Annotated in this window: 10 protein-coding genes; 6 read left to right on the top strand and 4 right to left on the bottom strand. The window is 32.4% G+C overall.

All coding sequences use genetic code 11. From position 1 onward, the window contains the following. The coding region (locus tag L992_RS08615; protein WP_047395688.1) for an RNA-guided endonuclease TnpB family protein at window positions 1-619 on the bottom strand (619 nt) is incomplete at its 3' end. Window positions 620-700: 81 nt separating this feature from the next. Here L992_RS08615 and tnpA point away from each other — a divergent pair. Continuing rightward, complete coding sequence (gene tnpA / locus L992_RS08610; protein ID WP_047383805.1) at window positions 701-1111, top strand: IS200/IS605 family transposase; 411 nt, start codon at window positions 701-703, stop codon at window positions 1109-1111. Window positions 1112-1312: 201 nt separating this feature from the next. After that, entirely contained in the window at window positions 1313-1951 is a 639-nt protein-coding gene (locus L992_RS08605) for a hypothetical protein (RefSeq protein ID WP_156110669.1), read from the top strand. A 127-nt stretch (window positions 1952-2078) separates the two neighbouring features. On the opposite strand, the gene L992_RS08600 is transcribed toward L992_RS08605, so the two are convergent. Beyond that, on the bottom strand, window positions 2079-3635 hold the full coding sequence (locus L992_RS08600; RefSeq protein WP_047395682.1) for a sodium:solute symporter: 1557 nt from the start codon (window positions 3633-3635) through the stop codon (window positions 2079-2081). 152 nt (window positions 3636-3787) lie between these two features. Between L992_RS08600 and L992_RS08595 the strand changes: the two genes are divergently transcribed. The 4 genes from L992_RS08595 (at window position 3788) to L992_RS08580 (ending at window position 6513) form a co-directional block, all read left to right on the top strand. Then, window positions 3788-4801, top strand: coding sequence for a LacI family DNA-binding transcriptional regulator (locus tag L992_RS08595; protein ID WP_369797074.1), 1014 nt, complete (start codon window positions 3788-3790; stop codon window positions 4799-4801). A gap of 162 nt (window positions 4802-4963) precedes the next feature. Then, a complete protein-coding gene (locus L992_RS08590; RefSeq protein WP_047383809.1) occupies window positions 4964-5839 on the top strand; it encodes an N-acetylneuraminate lyase in 876 nt (291 codons plus the stop codon). 163 nt (window positions 5840-6002) lie between these two features. Next, entirely contained in the window at window positions 6003-6269 is a 267-nt protein-coding gene (locus tag L992_RS08585; protein ID WP_047395676.1) for a hypothetical protein, read from the top strand. Beyond that, window positions 6250-6513, top strand: a complete 264-nt coding sequence (locus tag L992_RS08580; protein WP_081982802.1) for a type II toxin-antitoxin system RelE/ParE family toxin — start codon at window positions 6250-6252, stop codon at window positions 6511-6513. Before L992_RS08585 ends, L992_RS08580 begins: the two co-directional genes overlap by 20 nt. A gap of 35 nt (window positions 6514-6548) precedes the next feature. On the opposite strand, the gene L992_RS08575 is transcribed toward L992_RS08580, so the two are convergent. Then, complete coding sequence (locus L992_RS08575) at window positions 6549-7529, bottom strand: OmpG porin family protein (RefSeq protein WP_047395670.1); 981 nt, start codon at window positions 7527-7529, stop codon at window positions 6549-6551. A 28-nt stretch (window positions 7530-7557) separates the two neighbouring features. Further along, on the bottom strand, window positions 7558-8925 hold the full coding sequence (locus L992_RS08570; RefSeq protein ID WP_052193950.1) for a sucrose-6-phosphate hydrolase: 1368 nt from the start codon (window positions 8923-8925) through the stop codon (window positions 7558-7560). Window positions 8926-8939: the final 14 nt, after the last annotated feature.

The raw sequence follows: 8939 nt of genomic DNA, 5'->3' as shown, positions 1-8939 counted from the left end.
TTGGATAATCAGCTCTTTGGTCTTCAGAGCTAACGAACAATTCTTTCATAGAAAAATCAAGCCCAACAATATTGTTATCGCTAGGTACAGGAACTATATCTGCCACGAATTCTGTGAGTACAGAAACGTAAAAAGCCCCATTAGGTTCTTGGCTAATAGTGGCTGATTTGATTACATAATTTTGAGGTATCGCTCTATGAAATTTAATTTTAACTAAACCTAGCTTAGGAAGTTTTATAGAATTGCCCTCAATTCTAATATTTCCATTTGTAGAAACAGTATTATATGATTTTCTACTAGATTTTTTAGATTTGAATTTCGGAAAATCAGCTCTTTTCTGAAAAAAATTCTTATATGCTGCATCTAAGTTTTTAAGAGATTGTTGTAATGCGATTGAGTCTACATCTTTCAAAAATAGTAATTCATTTTTAAGTAGCGGCAATTCTTTCGCTTGAGTATTGTAAGTTACTGATTTCTTCTCAGATTCATAGAGTTCTTTTCTCTGAGCTAAAAATCTATTATACACAAGTCTAGTACAACCAAAAGTTGCATTGATTGTATTAGCTTGAGTTTCATTAGGATATATTCTATATTTAAAAGCTAAATTATATTTCTTCATAGTTAACACCTCCTCAAACTTAAAATTATGTGGTATGATTATATCACATTTCATATTAGTTGTAAAGGAGAGTAATGATTGATGACTGTAGAATTTAAAAAGAATAGACATTCTATATATAACTTAACATATCATTTAGTTGTAATTACAAAATATCGTAGAAAATGTATTAATAATGAAATTTTAGAAGATCTAAAAGAAATATCAAAAAGATTGTTAAGTGTTAAAGGTGGTAGTGTTTTGGAGGTGAATGGAGAAGAAGACCATTTACATATATTATTCGAATGTCCACCACAAGTGGAACTCGCTAAATTAGTAAATACATTTAAAACTGTTTCTTCGAGATTAATTAGAAAAAAACATTCTGATTATTTAAGAGCCTACTATTGGAAACCCGTATTTTGGAGTAATTCTTACTGCATACTTAGCACTGGTGGAGCAACAATTGAAACTATTAAGTGGTACATCGAATCACAAGGTACTGAAAACTAAAAAAATAAATAAAAAATTTAACGCTCCAATATAACGTTTCAATGCTCCTCCTAGTTCACTAATAATATAGTAAAAAACAAATATAATATAGTTACTAGAGTTAAAAGTCAAGGAGTTGTAATTTTATATATCTCGCTATTTCTTTTTAGATTTGTAGACGATTAACATATTATCATGTATAATATAGTGCATGTTTAACGTGTGAAAAAAATAACAACTTTTGTACTAGGAGGGATTAGAATTAAATTTGTAACAAAACTTATGACAACACTTTGTGTTTTAGGGAGTTTAACTTTCGGGAAAGAGATAAACACCTTAGCTGCTCCTTTAGACACTAAAAATGAGATTACATTTGAAGAGAGTGTAACTTTAGAAGAGGTATCTGAAGTAAAGATATTTAAACCTGAATTGAGACTTATTGGAAGTATCTATACGACTCATACTAATGACAATGACATCTACAACAACGACACTAACCTAATTGGATTTGAATATAGACCACTAGAAGATTTTGGGATTAGCTTTGGATATTTTAAAAATAGTTTTGACAATGATTCATATGTTTTAGCTGCTGGAAAGTACTTAAGACCATTCGAAAAATTGAATGATTTCTACTTCACACTTGGAGTTGGAGTTGTAAAAGGATATGAGAAAGAGAACTATATCTATGACAACGAGACTGGTGAGGTTATAAAAAAATCTAAGTTTAACACAAATATCGGTGGAGACTACATAATAGGAGCAAACGTTGGAGTTGGGTATGATATCACTGACTACCTATCTCTTAATGTTTCATACGTTGGAGCCTTCGTTTCTACGATATCTCTAAAACTTTATTAATACTAAAAAGAAAAGCTGTAGAAGATGAGTTTCTACAGCTTTTTTTATTTAAATATATTTTGGGGATTTTTGTAAATCCTTATGAGAACTTAATTGATGTTTCATCAACCTTTATTGATGAACTCTTTTATTTTGATTCTTTTGACTCTTTTGAAGCTTTTTTGTTTCTAAATGTGAAGTATGTCAATCCAGCAATCTTTTTATCCTCAGCTTTTCCGAAGAAGAATGAAGCTAACCAAGCTGGTATAACACAAGATGCCATTATAATAAAGGCAATCAGTAACTCAAATACAGCTGGCTTTGTGTACCCCGGAACAAATTTTGTAACTAATCCCGCTGGGTTTCCAATATATATAGCCACTAATACCGATATTAAGAATCCTACCCAAGCAGCTCTACTATCAACTCTTCTACTGAAGATTCCAACTAAGAACAGACCAGCTATCGGTCCTCCTAATAGTCCAGTTATAGCTTGGAAGTATAAGAACATATCTCCTTGCCCAGCTTGTAAGAATCTGATAGCTAGAATTGTACTTATGATTCCAGCTCCCCAGCTCACAGCTTTTGCAATATTTAGTTTATCCTTATCTGTTAGATTTTTTCTTAAAGGAGCTACTACATCTGAAGTCACACAAGTCGATAGTGAGTTTAAGCTCGATGAAACTGTCGATTGAGCAGCAGCAAAGATTGCAGCTAAGATAACCCCTGAGAATCCAACAGGTATATAGTTAATTACGAAATATGGAAGGATAGCGTTTCCATCTATATTTGCAGGTAATACAGCTTTAAATTTGAAGAATAGGTAAAGTGCTGTTCCCATTCCCGAGAAGATCAACACACTGATACAAAGAAGTGGAACGTTCATATATAAACTTTTCTTTGCTTCGTGATCATTTTTAGTTGTGTTATATCTTTGAACGATATCTTGTGATCCCACATATGAGTAGATAGCGTTGAAGAATCCACCGAATAAAATCCCCACAAAAGTTGTTCCAGTCAATGAGAACTTCCAAGCTGAAGCTGGAATAGTTTTTCCATTTTCAGTAAGAGTTTTAAATGCCATTGAAAGACCATCTGGTGCAGCGTTATATCCAATAACTATGATTAAAAATGCTCCTAAAAGTAGGATGATAGTTTGAATCGCATCCGACCAAACTACAGCTTCAATTCCTCCCATAGATGTGTAAACAACACAAAGGAATGAAACCGCTCCTAGTAAAAGAGTTGGATTTATACCTGGCAGAGCTTCTTTTAAAGCTAGTGTTGGTAAGTAAAGTACCACAGCCATTCTTATAAGATGGAACAGAATAAATGATAAACTTCCTACCCATCTAAATCCATTGTCAAATCTTTTTCCTAAATATTCATATGCTGTCGTTACGTTTATACTTCTGAAAAATGGTACAAACACAATCGCAGCCCAAATAACCATTAAAATAATTCCTAATGGTGCCATCCCCATAATGGCTCCACCTTTGAAAACCGAAGCTGGTATAGCTATAAATGATATTGATGAAAGTGCAGTTGCATATATACTACACGCTGTTACCCACGATGGAATTCTTCCGCTTGCCGTGAAATAATCCTCAGTTGAACTATTCTTCTTTGAAAAATATACCCCAATTCCAACCATTGCTAAAAAGTAAAATGCCAATACTACCCAGTTAAACCAATGCCAACTCATTTTTTACCTCCCGAATTTTGTTCGCGCGTTCATAAATGTTTTTATGGTTTGATGATAAATCATATGTTCTATTTTGTCAATATTTATTTTTAAATATAACAATTTTATTTTTCTTTGTAGAATAGAAAAAATGATTTATAATATAAGCAGGAATATTTAGGGAGGGACATATTATGCTAAAGCAAGAGGATATTGCAAAATTAGCTGGAGTGAGTCGAGCAACAGTTTCTAGAGTTTTAAATGACGATGAAAATGTTAAAGCTGCGACACGTGAAAAAATTTTAAAAATTATCGAAGCTTATGGGTATGAAAAAAACTATATCAGCAGTACCCTAGCTAGTAAAAATGAGAAAATCATCTACGTTTTTCTTTTAAAATCTGTGGTTAACCACTACAGTGACGAGCTGAAAAAGGGGCTTTTAGAGTTTCAAAGTGAAAATAAAGGGTTTGGTTATAAAATAGAGATTGTCGAAACCTCTATCGATAACCCTGAATCTCAAATCACTGAACTCGATTGGGTATTAAACAATCTTTCGCCTGCTGGGATTATAATCACCCCACTCTTAAAAAATGAGATTATGAAAAGAGTTCTAGAAAATGAACGTGTGAAGTTTCTCTCTTTAGACAACGTACTTTCAGAATCTATCCCACATGTTGGAGCGAACTACTACATGGGTGGTCAAATCAGTGGGGATATTATGAGGGGAGTTCTGAGAAAAAAAGAGAGAGTATTAGTACTTAAATTCCCTGGGGATAAGGTTTCAGTTGAAGAGTACTACAAAGGTTTTACATCTTCTCTTCAAAGAGAGAGCATAAGAGTTGTCGAAGCGAAAAAAGATATTTTAAACTCTCACAATTTTTTGAAAAAGTATCTGACTGAGGATATCAGGGGGATTTTCTCAAATAGATACACACTTGAAATTATAAAGAAAAATAGCGAGCTACTACATCCTGAAAATGACTACAAAATAGTTGGAATAGCTGGAAATCCTGAGGTGAACGACTACGTTAGAAATGAAGTTATATACGCTTCTATAAACGAGCAGTTCTCAACTATCGGTTACACAGCTGGAAAAATTATGTTTGAAACTCTATATAAAAATAGAAAATCTGTTGAGCATCAATTTATAAAACCGATTGTCGCTTTTAAATCCCTTGTAAAATAAGGGATTTTTTAATTGCAAAAAAAACTTTTAAAAAATTTATAAAATTTTTGTTGACTTTTCGAAAAAAAAGGATTATTCTAGACTCAAATAAAAAATGTTCACGCGTTCATAGTTGGAAACATCTAGAAAGCGTACAGAACTAAAAAGGGGAGTTGTTTGATTATGGATAGATTAAAAGGGATTTTCTCAGCACTACTTATAGCTTTTGACAAGGATGGAAATATCGACGAAAAGGGAATAAGAGAGACTGTTAGACATAACATCGACAAGATGAAAGTGGATGGATTATACGTTGGTGGAAGTACAGGGGAAAACTTTATGTTACCTACTGAGGTTAAGAAAAGAATATTCGAAATCGCTATGGATGAGTGTAAAGGAGAGATCGCTATGATCGCTCAAGTTGGATCTTTAGATCTGAATGAAGCTGTAGAGTTAGGAAAGTATGCAACTGATTTAGGGTATGACGCTCTTTCTGCTGTAACACCTTTCTACTATAAGTTTACTTTTGAGGAGATCAAAAACTACTACAACACTATTACAAATGCAACTAACAACAAGATGATTCTTTACTCAATCTCACTTTTAACTGGAGTTAGCATGACTGTTCCTCAATTTGCTGAGTTATTCGAAAACGAGAACATCATCGGAGTTAAGTTTACAGAAGGAAACTTCTTCTTAATGGAGAGATTAAGACACGCTTTCCCTGATAAGCTATTATACTCTGGATTCGATGAGATGCTACTTTCTGCAACTGTTTTAAATGTTGATGGAGCTATCGGAAGTACATACAACGTAAATGGATTAAACGCTAAGAAGATATTCACTCTTGCAAAAGAAGGAAAGATTGACGAAGCTAGAGAGTTACAAAGAAAAGCTAACGATATGATCGAAGCTGTTATCGGAAACGGACTGTTCCAAACTTTAAAGGAGCTTTTAAAGTGTCAAGGTGTAAGTGCTGGATTCTGTAAAGAGCCTCTAGGAAAGTTATCTCCTGAGAAAGTTGAAAGAGCAAAAGAGATCTACAAAAACTACTTATAATATCACAATAAAATTGCCATAAACTACTTATAATATATAAAGAGACCAGAATTAATTTTTCTGGTCTCTTTTCATATTAAAAATAATTTAATTTTTGATTTTTATATACACTTATGGTATATTGTATATACAATATACCAATGATATTATTGAGAGGTGAATTATGAAAAATAGTTTTAATTTAAGACTGGATCAAGAGTTGATAGATGATATAAAAAAAGTTTCTAAAATATATGATGAGAGTATGAGTGAATTAATAAGAGAGGGAATTCAGATGGCTCTTGAAAAAAGAAAAAATAGTATTTTTTATAGATTAAACAGTATTACTGAATATGTAGATGAAGAGGAAGAAGCAGAAATTTTAGAGGCTTTAAGCTCTTTAACTGACGATGATCTAACGATAGAAAGAAGTGAAACAGTTGAAGTGTAAATTTAACTACTCTAAGAGTGCAAATAAATTTTTTACTAAACATAAAGATATCGAAGAGATGTTTAAAAAAAATATAATAAATGAAAATCCAAATACAGATATAAAAGCTTTGAAAGGATTTAAAGGACTTTTGAGAATGCGAATAAAAGATTATAGAATAATTTTCAAAGTTGTAAATGGACAGATTGTAATAATCGAAGTTTTATTAGCTGGTAATAGAGGCGAAATTTATAAAAAATTATAAAAGACCAGAAAATTTAATTCTGGTCTTTTTTTATGTTAAAAACTATACTGTAATCCTAGCATCACAAAAGTTACATCTATATCTTTCTTAGAGCTTTTTTGCTCCTCTCTTTTATAACTTACCTCTCCAACAACCTTTAATGTTTCTGTTAAAGTTTTATTTCCTGTTATTCCAAACTTTGTATTGTTGTGTCTAGCACCATCATTATTGCTATATGGACCAATCTCTCCCCACAGTGACAAACCTAATCCTAAGCCTTTGAAACTCTTCCATACATATGGTTTAAAAAATCTTTCTCTTTCTGTGAATCTTTCGTTTGATGTCTGACCCCATTTAAAGAAATAATTTATACCCATACCGAAATCATCTCTCAACTTATACCCAAATCCTGGTTCTAACTCGATTAACTCATAATCATCATACCCACCTTTAAACTCTCTTCCTATAAGAAACGAGTTGTTTAAAGCTAACTTTTCATTTAGCTTGTAGTAAACCGAGGGCTTTAATTTAACTGCATCTCTATTGTCTATGCTTTCTGAAGTATAAATAAATTCGAAAGCTCCAAAACCTTTATCATTGTTAAATGATTTTTGATATCTCGGCACAATCTCAACGATTGTATTTTGTGGGCTATTACTTCTATCCCACATCTTCGAGCTGAAAATCTGCTCTTTAGCTACATTGTAATACATTGACCAGTTATCATAATTTTTATGTTTGATACTTCCTTCAGCTAAAATAAATTTAACTTTTCCAGCGTCAACATCTCCCGAAAGTTGCTCTATTTCAACTTTTGTTCCTATAAAACCTGTAAAATTTAACTCTTTTCCTTTTAAAGAGTTAAGTTCTTTTTCCAATTCAAAGAATCTAATTTGATTTTCGTCATAGTTTTCAATTCCAGAGTCCCCACCTCTTTTTTCAATCACCACAACTTCCTCAATATTTTGAGCATACCCGTTTTCACTCACAAACATCAAAGCACATAACCCCATTGAAACCATCAACATCTTTTTCATTTTTTACTCCCGTCTTGTTTTAATTTATTTAAATTTTCCAAAGTTTTATATCTTCAAACTCTCCTTTGAAAAAAATATTATTTTGAGTTTTATCTCTATTTATTACAGATGACATTACAAACTCTCCACCATTTACATAGATTTCAACAACACTTTTATCCCCTATCACTCTAAAATCAACAACGCCTCTATTCGAAATCTCTAACTCTCTTTTAACTCCAAATGTTTCTAATGGTTTAAAACCATTTATAACTCCAGTTCTATCTAAAGTTAAAACTGATGTTTTCTCATCCCAAGATAACTCCAATCCTTCAACTTTATTTTTAAATATTGTTAAATTGAAATCCTTATCTAAATTAACTTTAAACTCCATATCAAAAGCACCGTCTAGTATTTCGATACTCTTTTCAGTTACACTGCCTACTTGAATCAACTCTTTTCTGTAGCTCAATATCTCTTCTACAGGATACGAATATAATCTCTCTCCTATCACTTTCAACTCTCTTGGAAGTGTCATCATCCCTGACCAATTCTCTCCTGGAAGTGGTGCGTGATTAACAAGCCACCCTATCAACACTCTTCTTCCTTTTTCATCTAAAAAAGTTTGTGGAGCATAGTATTCAAATCCATAATCTAAAAGATTAAACTTATCAAAGCTATAACTTCCAGTTCCATAGTCTAGCTCTCCAACAAAATATCCCGATATATGTTCCTGTCCATTCTGCCCTATTCCTTGAGGACTAAAGATCAAAACATCTTTCCCATCTAAACTGAACATATCCGGACACTCCCACATAAATCCAAAATCATCTTTCTTTATCTCACTCAAAACTTCCCAATCTTTTAAATCCTCAGATTTATATAGAAGAATTTTTCCCTTTCCAGATTCTTTTGCTCCAACAACCATGTAATAAACTCCATCTTTTTTCCAAACTTTAGGATCTCTAAAATGAGCTTTACAAGAATTTTCAGGCGCAACTATTTCAGTTTCTAACTTTTCAAAATGTATTCCATTCTTTGATTTTGCAAACAGTTGAGTTGATATCATCGAATCATCCGTTGCTGTAACCGGATTACCATGCTCATTTATTTTTTTCTCTGTCATTACAATACCTGTATAAGCTAGATATAATTCATCATTTTCTATAAAAGCACTTCCTGAAAAACATCCATCCTCATCTGCAAACCCTTTATCAGGAATTAAGGCATAATCTAAATGCTCCCAACTGAAAAGATCTTTACTCTTTGCATGTCCCCAAGTCATATTTCCCCAATAACAATTCTCAGGGTTGTGCTGATAAAACAGGTGGTACTCTCCTTTATAAAAACATAATCCATTTGGATCGTTCATCCAATTTTTAGGTGGTGTAAAATGAAGCTTTGGTCTTTTATCCATCTTTTATCTCCTTT

Source organism: Cetobacterium sp. ZOR0034, assembly GCF_000799075.1.
Lineage (GTDB): Bacteria > Fusobacteriota > Fusobacteriia > Fusobacteriales > Fusobacteriaceae > Cetobacterium_A.
Note: the sequence above shows the minus strand (reverse complement) of the source record. Positions and strands in the feature narration are given on the sequence as shown.